Source organism: Spirosoma liriopis (genome assembly GCF_023196085.1).
Classification (GTDB): Bacteria; Bacteroidota; Bacteroidia; order Cytophagales; family Spirosomataceae; genus Spirosoma; species Spirosoma oryzicola.
The window spans coordinates 1,763,765-1,778,716 of the sequence record NZ_JALPRF010000002.1; the positions used below are offsets into that span (position 1 = coordinate 1,763,765).

Sequence of the window (14,952 nt, forward strand, 5' to 3'; positions counted from 1 at the left end):
CGCTCTGAACACCTAGAAGCACTATTCGTACTTTGGCAAGGCATTTGTTTAGCAAAGTATAAGTAAATGCAGACGTAGCCGTTTGACCCGATGGGAAGACCGTACTTAGGCGAATTTGAAGAGTTGGTTTTACTGACCGTAGCGGTGTTGCAAGGCGATGCGTATGGCGTTACGATTGCCGCAGAACTGAAATTGCGTACCAGTCGAACAATCAGCCTTAGTGGCGTACACATTGCCTTGTATCGGCTGGAGGAAAAAGGCTTTGTAGGTTCGGAATTGGGTGGAGCGACCACCACTCGGGGAGGACGCCGAAAGCGCCTGTTTACGATCACATCGGCGGGCAAGGAAACGCTGAGTGAGATGCGCAATGTGCGCAATCAACTGTGGGATTCCATTCCTAACCCTTCGCTGACGTAGATTATGGATGATAAGCTGCCAACTCCTCCGGCCTGGGCCGACCGCTTACTTAAATGGGTGTGCCCGCCCGAACTGCTAGAAGAACTGCTAGGTGATCTGCACGAGCAGTTTGCCGAGCAGGTAATAGCGGTTGGCGAGCAAAAGGCGCGACAGGATTATCTGCTCGAAGTGATCAAGTTTGTTCGTCCCTACTTCATTCGGCAACGGGCTGTCCAACTTTTAACGCAAAAAACGACGCTACCCGATCCCTTAACGACGGCTAACAACATAAGCAATAGATCGATCCGCTCTCAGCACAAAGCAAGTGATTACCCAAGACCTCTTTTAGTAAGCCCCGATATGCTACGCAATTATTTGAAAATCGCCTTCCGTACGCTTTGGAAGAGTAAAGGCTACGCGGCTATCAATGTGGTTGGACTGTCCGTTGCCTTCTGCATCTGTTCCTTTCTGTTTCTGACGGCCTACCTGCAACTGACGTTTGATCAGTTTCATCAGGACAGCGACCGGATTTTTCAGGCGTATCTTTTTTCGAATGACCCCCAAAAAGTGAGCAGGACGGGTACTTTGCCGCTGCCGCTGATGCCCGCCCTGAAAGCCGATTATCCAGAAATTGAAGCCGCCACCCGGCTGGTAACAGGTCGGAAGAGTCTGGTCGAAGTGAAGGGCAGGTATTTCGACAAGCTGGTCTCGATGACCGATCCCGATTTTCTGAAAATCTTTTCGTTTCCACTCATCAAAGGCAATCGGGCAAACGCGCTCAATAACCTGAGTAGTATCGTGCTCAGCGAAAGCATGGCCAGGGCAGCCTTCGGTACCGAAGATCCCATTGGTAAGCCCGTAAAAGTCGGTAGTGACAATACCGTTAAACAATACATTGTCAGCGGTGTGATCCGTGATGCGCCTTACAATTCATCGATTCGGTACGATGCGTTGGTCCGGGTGGAGAACGCACCCAGCTACCAAACCGAAAAAGAAAATTGGAGCGCTTTTTTTCATCCCGTATTCGTCAAATTGCCCGCCCGCGTTGATCCAATTACGTTGGAGGAGCGATTGAAGCCGTTTACGCAAAAATACTTTCCGGGCAATCTGGAAGAGCTTGTCAAGAAGGGAGCCAAGCCCGATCAACGGGGCGATATAATGGCTGTTCGGCTGCAAAAACTAACCAACGTTCATTTTGACCGTGACATATCGAACGGGCGAGGAGCACCAATAGCCGTTGTTTATGTGCTGTTAGGCATCGCTTTTTTTATTCTGTTGATTGCCTGTATCAACTTCATCAACCTGAACATTGCCCGGTCGTTTACCCGCGCTCGTGAGGTGGGCGTCCGTAAGTCGTTAGGCGCGCTGAAAAATCAACTTTTTGTGCAGATCGGCGGAGAGGCTACCTTGATTTGTCTGATCGGCTTTCTGGTTGGTCTGCTGCTTACTTACCTGCTTTTCCCGCAATTTAACGCTACGTTCGACTCCCGGCTATCGTTCGATTATCTGCTGCAACCGGGTTTTGTCGCGCTGATGCTGAGCGTTTTTATTCTGGTAGCGTTGGTGGCGGGCGGTTACCCGGCCTGGCAAATGACCAAGTTCAACGCAGTGGAGGTACTGAAAGGAAAAATCTCCATGAGACGTCCCGGCATCTTGCGGAACTCACTCATCGTTACCCAGTTTGCCATGTCCTGTCTGCTGGCTTGCTGTACCATCATTGCCGCTCAGCAAGTCGATTATCTGCGAACAAGGCCACTCGGCTTTCAGAAAGAACAGGTGATCAGCATTCCGGTTGGCAATCAGGTCAATGGACGTCAGGTGTTACAACGCTTGCGAAACAAACTGGCTACCGACCCGGCTGTACTGGCGGTTACTGGTACGGGCGTCAATTTGGGGCAGGGGAAAGATCGTGTCAGTTCGCGGTCAACGATTGGACTTACCTACAAAGGCAAAAAGATCGCCACGGACTGGCTGCTGGTTGACTACGATTACGTCAAAACGTTGAACATTAGAATGTTATCAGGTCGGGATTTTAACCGGGCTTATGCTGCCGACTCCGTGGATCGGGTGGTCGTTACGGAAAGTTTGGCCAAGCAACTTGGAGAGACTAATCCCGTCGGAACTTATTTCCGAGATGATGAAGACACGACGGGGGCCAAGTCGCAGATTATAGGCGTCGTTGCTGACTTTCACCTGTATTCGGTTGCTGACGAAAAGAACCCGATTATGATGCACGTTTCGCATTCGGAGCCCATTCACTACATTTTCGTTCGCGTGTCGGAGTCGAGTTTGGCGGGGGCAATGGATAAACTGAAAAGCGTCTGGAACGAAGTCGCTCCGCAGGCCGAATTTATGGGCTCGTTCCTGGACGAAAACGTGGATGCTTGGTATCAGAATGAAGAAATGCTTTCCCGGCTGTTCAGCCTGGCCTCGGGCATTGCCATCCTATTGTCCTGTCTGGGGTTGTTCGCTATTGCCCTGATGGCGATTGAGCAGCGAACCAAGGAAATCGGCATCCGGAAAGTGATGGGAGCCAGCATCCCCAGCCTGGTTGTGGTGCTCTCGCAGGATTTTGTCAAGCTGGTGATCATTGCGTTGGCTATTTCTACGCCGATAGCCTGGCTGGGTATGCAGTCCTGGCTTACTAATTACACGGAGCACGTTGCCATAAGCGTGTGGGTTTTCGTTCTGGTTGGTCTTGGGGCTGTGCTCATTGCGCTGGCAACAATAAGTATTCATAGCGTTAAGGCGGCATTGATGAATCCGGTGAAAAGTCTACGCAGCGAATAAACTGTATGAATCCATGAAAATGAAACTGTGTTGTTTGCTGCTACTCGTCAGCTCACTGTCAATGGCCCAGGGGCCTACCTCGTCAACCTTGAGAACGCGCATTAGCGATGACCAGCAAACGCTCTCGATTCAAATCGATGGAAATAAAGCGGGCCGAAGAATCCATTACGACGAGTCGTTTGCTGTAACAGGTAAGAACGAGCTGCAAAAAGAAGTACTTAAATGCCGGGCCTTCGAGTCGCAGGGAATCACGGTACCGTTCAGCCAGATACCGTACTTACTTTTCTCGGCGGCTAGCTTGGTTATTGCCGTCAGCATCCTCATAGTCACACGCTTCCGGCGGTCTCGGAAATCGCTCGACAGCTTATTGACGAAGTAGCAGTAAGAGCGTACGAGAGTTTTCTTTTGGGTATACGCTAAACCTATACTCATGAAAAGTAAGCTCTCAACAGTAGGTCTGATTGCTTTGTCGATGCTGGCAGTAACGTGCCGGGTAGCCCAGAAAACCGCCACCACGGCTACCGAATCGACCGCGCAGCAAGTAGATACCGTACCGGCTTTTACGGCCAATCCGTCGCCCACGCAGTTAACGCCCGAACAAAGCCTTCGCTCGTTTCGAGTGCCCAAAGGCTACCACATGGAGTTGGTCGCCAGTGATCCGATGATCAAAGAGCCCGTTGCTATTGCCTGGGACGGAAATGCCCGAATGTATGTAGCGGAGATGGACACCTACATGCAGGACGTGGACGGCTCTAACGAGCATACGCCGGTAAGCCGGATCATGCTGCTGGAAGACACGGACAATGACGGAAAAATGGACAAAAGTTCGGTGTTCATCGATAAGCTGCTGTTGCCGAGAATGATCCTGTGCGTTGGTCACGAATTGCTGGTCAACGAAACCGACACCTACGACATTCATAGCTATAAAGATACCAACGGCGACGGCGTTGCCGATTCGAAAAAAACCGTTTTTCAGCTCGGGAAAAAAGCACCCGGCAATCTGGAACACCAGCGAAGCGGTCTGGACTGGAACCTGGACAACTGGATTTACGTAACCGTCGATCCGGTACGGTTTCGGTACACGAACGGTATGCTAAAAGCGGATACGATGCCGAGCGGCTCAAACGGGCAGTGGGGACTTACGCACGATAACTATGGACGTCTGTTCTTTTCGCGGGCGGGCGCTGAAGTTCCCGCATCCGGTTTTCAGATCAATCCCGCATACGGCGGTCTTGAGTTTCCAGACCAATACAATGAAGAGTTCAGCGCGGTATGGCCGATTATGGCCACGCCCGACATTCAGGGTGGGTTGCGTCGGCTACGGCTTCCCGATAGTACGCTTAACCATTTCACAGCCAGCAACGGTCAATCTATTTTTCGGGGCGATAAACTCCCGGCTGATCTGGTTGGCGACTACCTGGTTGGCGAACCCGTTGCCCGAATCATCCGACGGGCTAAGGTCATTAACACGAACGGAAAACTACGATTAGAGAACGCGTATAAGCAGCAGGAATTTATTGCCTCGACCGACATGAACTTCCGTCCGGTCAACACGTACACGGGGCCCGATGGCTGTCTGTACATCGTAGACATGAACCGGGGCATTATTCAGGAGTCGCAGTGGACGCCAAAGGGCAGTTACTTGCGCCCACAGATTCAGCGGTTAGGACTGGATAAAAATATTCAGCACGGACGTATCTACCGACTGGTCTATGATGGCATGAAACCGGGTCCCCAGCCGCACATGCTCGATGAGTCCGTTGCTAAGCTGGTTACGTATCTGGATCATCCGAATGGCTGGTGGCGCGACAATGCACAAAAGCAACTCGTAATCGCAGGCGACAAATCAATCGTGCCCGTTTTGAAGCAGATCGCCGTCGGGCAGCAAGGTTCTCTCAACCAGAAACCTTCGGTGTTGGGACGACTCCACGCTTTGTGGACGCTGGAAGGGTTAGACGCAATCGATAAAGATATTCTGTTTACCATGATGAAAGACAGCGACCCGCAGCTTAGACGAGCCGCTGTCTGGATTGGTGAGCGGTACGTAAAGCAAAACGACGAGCAGGTATTGGAGAAGCTGAACGAACTTAAAAATGACCCAAGCTACGACGTTCGTACCCAAGTCATTTTGTCGACGCATACCAGTACGTCGGCAAAAGCCAAGACGCTAGCCAGTGACATTGTGGAGCAAAGTACCAGCAACGAAATGCTCGTTAGTGCAAAGAAAAGTCTGCTTAAGAATGACGATGTAAAGACGTATGGTTTGCGGCTTGGCCGTCTTGAGGCCGCCGACCGTAAACTGGTGATGGCGGGAGCCAATACATTTAAAACACTCTGCGCTACCTGCCACGGACCGGATGGCAAAGGGCTGGCCATTGGTGGGAGCAGCATGGTTGCACCACCGTTGTTCGGTTCCAAGCGCATTGTCGGCGAAAAAGAAGACGTGATCAAAATTCTGCTCCACGGTCTGCAAGGGCCGGTTGACGACAAAAACTACCCGGACGTTATGCCGTCGATGGGGACCAATGACGACGAATGGATAGCCTCCGTACTGAGCTACATCCGCTACGAGTTTGGCTACACCGGCAATTTTCCGCCTAGTCCGCCACCCGCAGGGCCACGGCCTACGAACGCAGAAGGAATTCCGCTGGATGTGCTCAAACGACGCAACTTCAAACCCTTCGTTCAACCCGAAGACGTCAAAAAGATTCGGCAGGAAACAAACGGACGAACTAAAGCCTGGACATTAGCCGAGATTGAAAAAGCAGGACAGTAGCGCTGTCAATCTTCTGTGATGTCAGGTTTGAGAACCGCGCGGGCGGCCCCGCCGACATCATGAGATTAAAGCAATTTGTGGTGTCAGGTTTGAGAACCTGACACCACTTTAGTTTGGCAATGACTATACCTAAATCACGTATGTACATCCGAATTCTTACCACACTGATTAGTCTTACGTGGGCTTGGCAACTTAGCGCCCAGCCTAATCCCGATCGCCCTGACTTATGCCAGGGGGCTTATTATACCGAAGCGCAGGGAGCGGAGGCTTTACGAACGTTTGCCAGTACCTACCACGACCGAACAAGTTGGGAAGCGCGTGCCCACCAAATTCGCCAGGGACTTCGGGAGGGAATGGACTTGCCAACGAAACCTTTGTTTGCACCCCTTCGTCCGATTCGTCACAGCCTCAGGAAGATGGATGGGTATACGGTCGAAAACGTAGCGTTCGAAAGCTTACCGGGCATTTACTTGACGGGCAATTTGTATCGGCCCCTCAAGGCTACGGGCAAATCGGCGGGCGTTCTGTGCCCACACGGACACACAGCCAACCAGGACGCCCGGTTCTTGGAGCAGGCGCAGCAACGGTGTGCGACGCTGGCCCGGATGGGAGCCGTGGTATTTATCTACGACATGCTCGGCTATGGTGATTCAAAACAGTGTTCGCATAAGATTCCAAAGGCGCTGAAGCTACAAACGCTGAACGGATTACGCGCCCTGGATTTTCTAACCAGTTTACCCGAAGTCGACACAGACCGGATCGGTGTATCTGGTGAATCGGGTGGAGGAACACAAACGTTTTTGCTCACGGCGCTTGATTCGAGGGTAAAGGTTTCCGTACCGGTTGTAATGGTCTCCGCGCATTTTTTCGGCGGTTGCGTCTGCGAGAGTGGTATGCCCATTCACAAGCGTCCTACACACCAGACCAGCAACGTAGAAATTGCCGGGTTGGCCGCCCCGCGCCCTATGCTGCTGGTATCGGACGGAAAAGACTGGACAAAAAATACGCCTACTGTCGAGTTCCCATACATCCGTACTATCTATGAATTCTACGGGGCTACGGATAAACTCGAAAACGTTCACTTACCGGACGAAGGACATGATTATGGCCCTAGCAAGCGCATGGCTGCTTATCAATTCCTGGCAAAGCACCTGAAACTAGACCTAAACCGAGTGCTGAAAGACGGTCAGATTGACGAAAAGCGGAATACATTACTCGATCCAAACGCTCTGCGGGTGTTTAACGATGCTTTTCCTCAGCCCAACTCTGCTGTTGTCGGTGATGAAGCAGTGATGACCTTGCTAAAATAAACCGACAGTTACGTGGTGTTACTTTACTGTTAATCCTTCGCGCTGCTTGGCATAGGCTTGGCGGGCACATTGTTGCACTATTGTATCTATACTCTACAGAACTTGTGGAAAAATAGAAACAATTGTATCACCTTCAAATAGGTAAGTTGCAGACTATCAGCGGTTGGCATGGAATTGGTACATTGAGGGACAAGACAATAAACTAACTAACCTTAAAACCAGTAGCATTATGGCAACGTTTGGAGAACGCATCGCTAATTTCTTTGGAGGTAATGATTCAGCCACACAAGAAGGTCTTCATGGCCTGTTCGTTACCGAACTAAAAAACATATATTATGCTGAAAAGCAAGCCGTGGACGCGCTAGGCGAACAAGCTGATGCATCTACGACTGACGAAGTACGCAGTGCCTTCCTGCAACACCAGGACGAAACCCGGAACCAGGTGACTCGGCTGGAGCAAGTCTTCAACAGCATTGGAGTTGATGTAGAAGAAGGAGCGTGTGCTGCGATTGACGGATTGGCCGACGACGCACAGTTAGTCGTATCGAATACCGAATCCGGTTCGCTGACACGTGACGCTGGTCTGATCATCGCCGGTCAGAAAATCGAGCACCACGAAATCGCTGCGTACGGTTCTGCTGTTACGTTGGCACAGGTGCTTGGCTATACCGAAGCCGCTCGACTGCTTGAACAGACGCTAGACGAAGAGAAAAATACGGACAAAAAACTAACCGCGTTGGCAGAGTCGTTTATCAACAGCCGGGCCGCGTCGGAAAGTGACAATGATTCGTACCGGAACGATAACGATCGTGACGACTACAGCCAGGGTGGCGTGGTTAGTCCAGACGGTACGCGTTACTCAGACAGCTCGTACGGTAGCACGACTTCGACCGGCTCTGGTTATACCAACTCAGGAACAGGATACACCTCCAATGGACCAATCGGTGGTACATCGGGTATCTAACCAGACAAGTAATAAAAAAGGCCCTTCCAACGAAGGGCCTTTTTTATGCCATATAGTAGGCAGAAATAGACTAGTTTGAATAGTCGGTCTCTTCGGGATCGTCTTCCGTACCGTCGTTGTTACCGAGGGTATCACCGTTTCCGTAGTTAGAATAGTCGGCTTCCATGTTGGGACTACCCGAAACGGCACCCATACCATCGTTGCCTGTTGCAGCTTCCTCTTCGTCGGTTGGGGTTGTCGGTACCGAATGAGCATCTCCTGATAGATCCGTTGGATCGTACTCTTGGTTCAGCATTGTGCTTTGGTCGGGTGCTTGTACAGGGCCGCCTGTATCGGGAGTAAATGTTTGTCCCTGTTCGTTCAGCATAGCATCCTGATTCGTGTTTTCCATATAGTTGAGCGATAAAATAAATTACGCTCAACTACCAACGGAGAACATCGGTGGATAGTTGAGCGTACTAAACCTTAATTAACCTCTTGTAAATACTTCCCAAAGTCGATTGTACAGTTTACCCGCATAGCTTGTAATATCGTGATGAGACGCGTGAATGGTAAACGCTGCGAATGAAGTTGCCGACGATGAAAGCGGCTCGATCCGAACAGTCCGACCAGTAGTCCACCGCCCTGCCAGTCGCCGGACAGAACCGGTTAAGCGTATACCCGCGTCGGTTAAATCGACCTGACAGGTTTCAGGATAATGGGCAGACGCTAACTCCTGCGAGAAGCGCTGTAACTTACTGGCATCAAACCACGATAAGGTGGGAATGTGCAGCAGATTTGTTTTGCGATCTTTACGCAAGAGGAGACGTAAAGAAAGTAATGATTTTCCCGTAGCCGTTTTAGGCACAACCTGTAAGTCGAGTACTTCCAGGGGAGCCGTTTCGAATGCGGTAGCAACTTCAATATTCATGGGGTGTGATGCTGAAAAAAAGTGTAAGGTGTAAACCTGACAAAGGTACAGGATGTTTTGCCTTCTTTACACGTAGATCATCTTCCGGGTGATCCCACCGTCCACTATAAAGTTCTGACCGGTAATAAAATTATTTTCCGGTGCAATCAGGAACAGAATCATGCGGGCAATATCATCGGCCTGACCGACCCGGCCCGCCGGATGCTGGGCGTGGTCTTCGGGACGTAGCTCCTCCGATTTTGCCTTGGCTTTCTTTTTCAACGCCGACACATCAATCCAGCCCGGACTAATGGCATTGACGCGTATATCGGGTCCTAAGCTAACGGCCAGTGCGTGAGTCAGCGATAGAATACCTCCTTTGCTGGCTGTGTAAGGAAACGTGTCGGGTTCCGACTGAAACGCCCGTGTTGAGCCCATATTGATAATGCTGCCTTTTTGTAAGGCCAGGTATGGGGCTACGTGTTTGGCGCAAAGGAAGGCTCCGGTCAGGTTCGTACCGATGACGCGGTTCCATTCATCAAGCGTTAATTTGTCGAGCGACTTTTCAATCATTATAGCCGCATTGTTGATCAACGTGTCGATCTGCCCGAAATGCGAGAAGGTTTGTTCGGCGGCTTTACGCACGTTTACTTCGCTGGACACGTCGCAGGAGACAAATAGAATTTGGGCTGAAGAGGCTTTAAACGCTTCGCGGAGTTCAGCCAGCGCATCGGTATCGGCCTCCCAAATAGCCACGCGGTAGCCATGCGTGAGCAAATACTGTGTGACAACTCGGCCAATTCCCTGACCACCCCCGGTAATAATAGCTGTTTTCATAGAAGTTGGATGAACTCTAGAAACGCTCAAACTACTCGGATTGGTAACACAATCAATCGATGTTGGGTTAAGTAAGCCGTATCCTTATCAAACGGGACACGTATACGTACATGCTTCAAATTGCCTTTTCGCCCGTTTATCGGCTTCGATTACCTGAGGGTCACCGCTTTCCAATGCTTAAGTACGAACTAATCCACGAACAGTTGCTTTATGAGGGCACTTGTACGGATAACAATTTTTTTGCCCCCGCGCCCGTTGGCGACCGCTGGGTCTTGGGCGTACATACATCGGACTATGTGGAGGCACTGAAAACAGGAACGCTGGCACCCGCTATGGTGCGTCGGATTGGCTTTCCGCTTACGCCTGAACTAATCGAGCGCGAATGGATCATTACGCAGGGAACGATTGACTGTACGCAGATTGCTTACCGGGATGGCGTCGCTATGAACATTGCCGGTGGAACACACCATGCTTTCCCAGATCGGGGAGAAGGTTTTTGTATGCTCAACGATGTTGGGGTTGCGGCCCATTACCTGCTGGAAACGAATCAGGCCCGAAAAATACTGGTCATCGATCTGGATGTGCACCAGGGCAATGGTACCGCCGTGATGTTTCAGCAGGAGCCACGCGTATTTACGTTCAGCATGCACGGGAAAGATAACTATCCGCTCCGGAAAGAACAGTCTGATCTGGATGTTGAACTGGCGACGGGTACCGCCGACGAATTCTATCTGAATACACTCTACGATAGCTTACCTGCACTGATTCGGCGCGAACAGCCTGATTTTTTATTCTACGTATCCGGAGTGGATATTCTGGCGTCAGATCGGTTGGGTAAATTGGGGGTAAGCCGGGAGGGTTGTAAGACACGCGATGTGTTTGTGTTTGAACAGGCCATACATTTTGGTCTGCCCATTACGGTGTCAATGGGAGGAGGCTATTCACCCCGCCTGACGGATATTGTAGAAGCGCACTGCAATACATTTCGGGTAGCGGCTGATCGATTCTTTTAACAAAAAATGGTCGTCCTGCGTGACCAAGACGACCCGTGTTGTTAGATTGAGTAACCGACCGGTGTGGATAAAAACTAAGCAAAGCTACTCCACATAGATTAGGTAGACAATACCCAAATCCGGGTATATTTCCCGTGTCTTACAGGCCCATTTCTATCGCAAAACGTACCAGATCGGCTACGGTACTAATGCCGAGTTTGGCGTGAATGTTTTTCCGATGGGTATCAACCGTATGCTGGCTCAGGTGGATTTTTTCGGCTATTTGGGGGCTACTCAGTCCCGATTTGATATGACGGATAATCTCTACTTCGCGGGGTGACAACCGGTATTTTTTCAGAAAAATATCATCGGTATGATTGCTGAATTGTTTCTCGTCGGCGAGTTTGGGGTCAAAATAAAGGGTACCCGCTGCCACTGACCGAATGGCCGTCACCAGTTCTTCCTTACTCGATGTTTTTAGCATATAGCCAGAAGCGCCTGCTTTGCGGAAGTCGTCAATATACCGACTCTCGCCGTACATGCTTAACACCAGAATGCGTTGTGGTCCAAGAGTCGCTGTGAGTTGACGAGTGAGATCGAGGCCATCGATTTCGGGCATATTGAAATCAATGATCAGCACATCCGGACGACGTTGTAACACTTGGGCAATGGCTTCGCGGCTGTGGTAAATCTGGCCCACGACCGTAATAACAGGGTCGTCAGCCAGCATCAGGTTTAAGCCATCGTTGAACAGACGATGGTCATCAATAATCAAGACGTTAATGGGAGGCTGATCCGGCGGCTGCATCATAAGGAACGTCGAGCATGACAGTGTAACTCTGAGCATTGCTGTCGGTGCTTAACACGGCCTGCAAGTACTCGGCCCGATAAGTTATGTTTTTTTGACCGATTCCTGCTGATTCCTGCTTAGAAAAAGTAGTGTTTAGTCGATTATCGCCCAGTGGAGTTTCAACAAGTATATTCAACTGCTTACTGTGATAACCCAATTGTACGATAGCGAGCCCTTCGCCACCGTGTTTCAAGGCGTTCTGAATTAACTCGGCAATAATTCGGTAGAGAACCAGTTCACGCTCAGGATTTAGCCGATGAACGTCACCGAAAAGAATGAATTCGAAGGTGGTGTTGGATGAGCGGTTTGCCCGGTCTACCAGGTGCGAGATAATATCGGGTAGCGCATATTTTTCGAACTCGATGGGCATCAGATCGTGGGTGATGAGTCTGAGGTCATTACTGGCTTTATCCAGCATTGCGTAAGCCCTGGCTACTTCGGGTATCTGAGCGGCCACGGCAACCCGGTCTTGGGCCAGGCCCAATAAGCCTTTAATAGCGGCCAGTGTATTCCCCACATCGTCATGCAGATCGCGGGCAATACGTCCGCGCTCCGCTTCCTGCGTTGCCAGCGTATTCTGGAGAAGCCGTTGTTGCTGAGTAAATTTTCGGCGGTTGTAGCGGGTTATCGAGTATGTGACACCCAAGGCGATAAGGAATCCACTGAATAACCAGAACCACCACCGTAACCAAAAGGGAGGCTTGATATTGATCTGCAACCGGGTGATCGGTGTCGGCTGTCCGCGTGCATCGATGGCTCGTACCTGAAAAATGTAGTCGCTGGGCGACAGATCCGCGTATCGTACCTGGTTGGCGTCAACAAGTGGCACCCAATCCTCATCGACTTCCGACAACCGGTATAAAAATTGACTTTTGCCCTGACTCAAGTAATCTAGTGCCGCTAGTCCGATTGAAAAAGTGTTTTGCTTGTGGGAAAGGTTTAGGGCCTGCGTTTCTCCAACGAATGTATCAGTTTGATACGGCTGATCATTGACCTCAAAGCGCGCGATGCGTACGGGTACGCTGGCTTTGTAGCTATCCAGTTGGTCGGGCATAAATCGATCCAAACCGTGTACGCCACCAAAATAGAACGTACCGTCTGAGCCAATTAGGGCAGCATGGCTGTTGTATTCCCGCCCTTTCGTTGAGACGACCGGACTGGCTATTCCTTCATTCGGAAAAAATTTAGCCAGTCCGTTGTTTGTACTGAGCCAGAATCGCCCTTTACGGTCGGGTAGCAAACAGTACACTACGTCGTCGGGTAAGCCGTCACGCACAGTATAGGTACGAACCGCTTTCCGGGTGATTGGATCAAAGCGAACTAACCCCCGGTCGGTACAAAGCCATAAACACCGACGAACGGTGTCCGGGTAAAAGGCCATAATGTTATAACCCGGCAAGGTTATGTACTGCCGCACCAACTGATCGTGCTCATAGCGGTAAACAACCAGATCCTGATCACGACGGGCTGTATACAGCAGACTGGTTGCCGGATCAAAATACAGAGAACCAAAGTAGGTTCCATCAGCATCGACGCGGGCAAGAGGCTTAAGGTTGGGACTGAGCAGAAACAAGCCGCCATAGGTTGCCATCACAAACCGGCCATCGGGCAACTCGCAAAGTCCCCGCGCGAATTGACAGTCAGCGTCGTTGCAGAGGGGATTAGGAATATCAACGAACCGGTCCTTTTTAGGATCATACTGAAGCAGACCCTGTAAATTAGCAACTAACAACCGTCCATCGCGCGTGCGTAGAATGTGCCGAACATTGCCCTCGGTGGTGACGCCCTGCTTTGCGGTGTAAGCCTTCATGGAACCCGTAGTAGAGTTGTAATAACGGATACCGCCGTCGATAGTGCCGATCCAGATAGTACCACGCTGATCTTCGCTCATACCCCGGATCGGGTGATTATTCAGATCGGTGGTATCCGTCGGATCATCAGCGATCGTTTCGACCATGTACGCATTGGGATATATGACGTCAATACCAAACGGATCACTGTTAGTCCAGACCAACCCCAGGTTATCGACGTACACTTCCGCTACTTGATTGGTTAGCAGCGCACCTACCTTCGGTCCACCAGGAGTTATTTCTCGTAGCAAGCGCATCGAGTCGGGGTTGTAGAGCCATACTCCCGATCCGGAAGCGCCTAACCACCAGCGACCCTGCGCGTCTTCGTCTATGCTGACAAAGCGATACAGTGAAGTACCTGACCGCAAAGGATGATGGCGAATTAGTCGGGTAAGGGTGGCATCAAACTCAAAAATTCCCTGTGCGCCAGCCAGGCAGTAGTTGCCGTAGTGAGGCCCTCGGACGTGACAACGGTGAATCGAGTGAAATAAAATTCCTTTCGTGGAAGGATATGCGTGTTTGTTCTGAATAGGCTGATCGGTGGGGCTGCCCGTCAGGAATGTTTTGAGTTCGTGAGTCTGGTAGTTGTAGCGGGCAAATCCGGTGGGTAAGAGGTAAATCAGCGTTTTTTGAGCAGGTTGGTGCTCGATCCATTCGGTGCTGATGCTAAACTTGGGTTTCACAGACGGATGAATACTCGTTTTACGCCCGGTACGGTAATTCAACTTCATAATCCCTTCCTGATTACTGGCGTACCAAACGGTTGAATCATCGGCGAAGAATGGTTCCTGGAGAGCGGACAGTCGTCGTCCCTGCCGATCCGTAGCGTAGATCCGTCGGAAAGTATTCGTTCGCCGGATGTATTGATTCAGGCATTCTTCAGTGCCTATCCATAAGTCGCCGGAAGGTGCTTCGACAATGCCCCGAACCTCACCCTTGCCAATCGTTGTCGAATCCTGATCGTTAAAACGGTAAGCGGTAAATTGAGTGCCGTCAAAACGATTAAGCCCGTTCTGCGTACTGATCCACATAAAGCCACGTGAATCTTTTATGATGTAGTAACAAGACCCCTGAGAAAGTCCGTCGGCAGTAGTAAGATGACGGACATAGAAAGGACGTTGCGCCCGTGCCAACTGAGTTGAGACAAGTAAGCAGAAGAACAGCCAGCGCATACCAGAAAGAGAAAGTAAGTTTAAATCTACGCGACAATCTCCACTTGTAAACTATCAGGATATCAGTATTTCGCAGGAAGAAGCCACTTCTAGATCTGTAAAAGCGGCAACAACCCGATTTTCTTG

General features: G+C 50.6%; 12 protein-coding genes. 7 read left to right on the top strand and 5 right to left on the bottom strand.

Going from position 1 to position 14,952, the window contains the following annotated elements:
- The first annotated feature begins 90 nt into the window (after positions 1 to 90).
- The 6 genes from M0L20_RS16290 (at position 91) to M0L20_RS16315 (ending at position 8,236) form a co-directional block, all read left to right on the top strand.
- Entirely contained in the window at positions 91 to 417 is a 327-nt protein-coding gene (locus M0L20_RS16290; RefSeq protein ID WP_232561970.1) for a PadR family transcriptional regulator, read from the top strand.
- Positions 418 to 420: 3 nt separating this feature from the next.
- Positions 421 to 3,186 (top strand): FtsX-like permease family protein, encoded by a 2,766-nt coding sequence (locus M0L20_RS16295; protein ID WP_248477974.1) that lies wholly within the window; start codon positions 421 to 423, stop codon positions 3,184 to 3,186.
- Between the two features lie 13 nt (positions 3,187 to 3,199).
- On the top strand, positions 3,200 to 3,565 hold the full coding sequence (locus M0L20_RS16300) for a hypothetical protein (protein ID WP_248477976.1): 366 nt from the start codon (positions 3,200 to 3,202) through the stop codon (positions 3,563 to 3,565).
- Between the two features lie 51 nt (positions 3,566 to 3,616).
- Positions 3,617 to 5,962 (top strand): DUF7133 domain-containing protein, encoded by a 2,346-nt coding sequence (locus M0L20_RS16305; RefSeq protein WP_248477977.1) that lies wholly within the window; start codon positions 3,617 to 3,619, stop codon positions 5,960 to 5,962.
- A 140-nt stretch (positions 5,963 to 6,102) separates the two neighbouring features.
- The gene (locus M0L20_RS16310) at positions 6,103 to 7,272 is read left to right on the top strand and encodes an alpha/beta hydrolase family protein (protein WP_248477979.1); all 1,170 of its coding nucleotides are present in this window, start codon (positions 6,103 to 6,105) and stop codon (positions 7,270 to 7,272) included.
- A gap of 229 nt (positions 7,273 to 7,501) precedes the next feature.
- The gene (locus M0L20_RS16315) at positions 7,502 to 8,236 is read left to right on the top strand and encodes a YciE/YciF ferroxidase family protein (protein ID WP_232561975.1); all 735 of its coding nucleotides are present in this window, start codon (positions 7,502 to 7,504) and stop codon (positions 8,234 to 8,236) included.
- Between the two features lie 70 nt (positions 8,237 to 8,306).
- Here M0L20_RS16315 and M0L20_RS16320 read toward each other — a convergent pair whose 3' ends face one another.
- The 3 genes from M0L20_RS16320 to M0L20_RS16330 form a co-directional block, all read right to left on the bottom strand.
- Positions 8,307 to 8,627, bottom strand: coding sequence for a hypothetical protein (locus M0L20_RS16320; RefSeq protein WP_232561976.1), 321 nt, complete (start codon positions 8,625 to 8,627; stop codon positions 8,307 to 8,309).
- 78 nt (positions 8,628 to 8,705) lie between these two features.
- Positions 8,706 to 9,146, bottom strand: a complete 441-nt coding sequence (locus tag M0L20_RS16325; protein WP_248477980.1) for a hypothetical protein — start codon at positions 9,144 to 9,146, stop codon at positions 8,706 to 8,708.
- Positions 9,147 to 9,212: 66 nt separating this feature from the next.
- On the bottom strand, positions 9,213 to 9,962 hold the full coding sequence (locus M0L20_RS16330; RefSeq protein ID WP_232561978.1) for an SDR family oxidoreductase: 750 nt from the start codon (positions 9,960 to 9,962) through the stop codon (positions 9,213 to 9,215).
- Positions 9,963 to 10,072: 110 nt separating this feature from the next.
- On the opposite strand from M0L20_RS16330, the gene M0L20_RS16335 reads away from it, so the two are divergent.
- Complete coding sequence (locus M0L20_RS16335) at positions 10,073 to 10,975, top strand: histone deacetylase family protein (RefSeq protein WP_248477982.1); 903 nt, start codon at positions 10,073 to 10,075, stop codon at positions 10,973 to 10,975.
- A gap of 139 nt (positions 10,976 to 11,114) precedes the next feature.
- Here M0L20_RS16335 and M0L20_RS16340 read toward each other — a convergent pair whose 3' ends face one another.
- On the bottom strand, positions 11,115 to 11,765 hold the full coding sequence (locus tag M0L20_RS16340; RefSeq protein WP_232561980.1) for a response regulator: 651 nt from the start codon (positions 11,763 to 11,765) through the stop codon (positions 11,115 to 11,117).
- Positions 11,734 to 14,826 (bottom strand): ligand-binding sensor domain-containing protein, encoded by a 3,093-nt coding sequence (locus M0L20_RS16345; protein WP_248477983.1) that lies wholly within the window; start codon positions 14,824 to 14,826, stop codon positions 11,734 to 11,736. The genes M0L20_RS16340 and M0L20_RS16345 overlap by 32 nt, the downstream gene beginning before the upstream one ends.
- Positions 14,827 to 14,952 lie beyond the last annotated feature (126 nt).